This window comes from Herbivorax alkaliphila (assembly GCF_030848475.1).
Taxonomy (GTDB): Bacteria; Bacillota; Clostridia; order Acetivibrionales; family Acetivibrionaceae; genus Herbivorax.
On the sequence record NZ_JAVDDS010000121.1, the window covers coordinates 1 to 1,783 of the forward strand.

At 34.4% G+C, this 1,783-nt stretch carries 2 protein-coding genes; both read right to left on the minus strand.

Annotated features, from left to right (window positions below):
* Window positions 1-541: 541 nt before the first annotated feature.
* Window positions 542-985, minus strand: coding sequence for a hypothetical protein (locus RBH29_RS17555; RefSeq protein ID WP_306698308.1), 444 nt, complete (start codon window positions 983-985; stop codon window positions 542-544).
* 279 nt (window positions 986-1,264) lie between these two features.
* A complete protein-coding gene (locus RBH29_RS17560) occupies window positions 1,265-1,738 on the minus strand; it encodes a hypothetical protein (protein ID WP_306698309.1) in 474 nt (157 codons plus the stop codon).
* Window positions 1,739-1,783 lie beyond the last annotated feature (45 nt).

Sequence of the window (1,783 nt, forward strand, 5' to 3'; positions counted from 1 at the left end):
GTGGGTTAGGTTCTGCAATTCCGCCGGTAGAACAACATCCGCGTAACCCCAAAAACGAGGAGGTTAACTTATCTACGTACCTTTTGGTCAAAGCTTATCAGCACCTTTAGCTTTTTTGCAATTGACGACGTTTATATGCAGTTTAATTAATTTAACCATACCACCTACAACCTAGCCCCCTAACCGCCTTAGTGCTGGCAGTTTCCCAAATCCCTCACGGTCTTCGGTTCTTCTCCTTAGAGAAAGGGTTCCATTGTCACAACAGCTTAGTACAGAAGTGTTACCACTTATGCACCTGTTGTCAGATTACTGTCAGCGGAATGACAGGTTTATACTACTATGGAGTAGTTAAACATTTATCTGTGCGACCTCGTGTCGCACCGTTGCTGATTCACGACGTTCCTGAACCGGATCCACAAAGCCTTTCTTCTTTGGTGGCGGCTTGCCCGCCCGGTGAAGAAATGTGGCGAGTCCTTCTTCGTGTTCATGCTACAGAGTACTGCTACATGTTCTTCTTTCGAGCCCTTGTGTGAATCTTTTGTTAGTTGATGGATGACGCCCTGCGAAGCCTACTAATAATACTTTTAACTGCCTCTTCCACATCACTTGGAAGAATAATTGGTCCTTTATATCTTTCTAAAAATGACAATTGAATATTTTCATAAACAGGAAATATAAAAACAGGTTTTTTTTGAATCCGTGGATTGCTAGTTGCCCTCGATCCACCATCACCGTTTGCATATGTAACCTCACTTGCTTTCCATGTTGAACTTAACCAATATTCATCAACAATTGCAAGTAGACTATCACAATCTGATATTGTTTTCTCAATTCTATCATATCCTACGAAATCTTTTAAATATAATATTTCAACACCATGATTTTTTAATTCTTCTAAAAGTTTTGGAACATTAATATCAAAATCTTTATGCCTTTTAATATCCTTATCTACTTCAAAATATGATAGGTACATTTTTTCTACCATGAAATCCTCCAAAAAATCATATTTCTTAAGATTAATTCTAAATCAAAAAATTACAAACTACAGCATTTCACAAACGCGTCATCTTTCAACTAACGTGTTGTATCTGAGGTGGATTTCCGTCTTAGATAGCTCCTATCTTAGACGAAAAGCTGCGGGCAGGATGACCCGTGAGCATGCCCTTTACTCAGATATGTGGTTATATGACGTTTTCTAGCTATCTCTATCAATTTAAAATACATAAAATATAATATCAATTCATACTGCAATCTCTTTAAAAGATTATCTATCATTATTTGCTTGGTTATTAATAAATTGTAAAACATCTTGAGTTACATCTGTTCCACCTTTGAAGTTTTTTATAATTGTAGGCAATGGCACCATTGTCCATATACCAATAACAGCAAATATTAAAATTATTCCCCAACTCAAACCACCTATTTTTATAAGATAAATTATTAAAAATAAAGATGTTAATGGAGGTATTAAAGTCAGTGAAGTCAATAGATTATATCTCACCCTAGCAAAATTTTCTTTAAATTTCTCTTTTGTAAAATAAATTGGAGAAACTCCTCTTACAAACCCTAATAAAAGAAAAATATTATACTGAAAAACTACAAACTTTTCACCACTCTGTACTTCTCTTATTAATTCGTTGTAGTCAAGTTTATCGATTCCTACTATACGTATTTTTCTTTTTAAATTATCAAACAAAAATATTGACTTACCATAATCAACATAATACTTAGGAAGCAATTCATTTAGCTCCTTTCTATTGTTTATAATTCAAATCTATAATAC

Coding starts and splice junctions, on each gene's coding strand:
- RBH29_RS17555 (WP_306698308.1), bottom strand. CDS start 985: ATGGTAGAAAAAATGTACCTATCATATTTTGAAGTAGATAAGGATATT.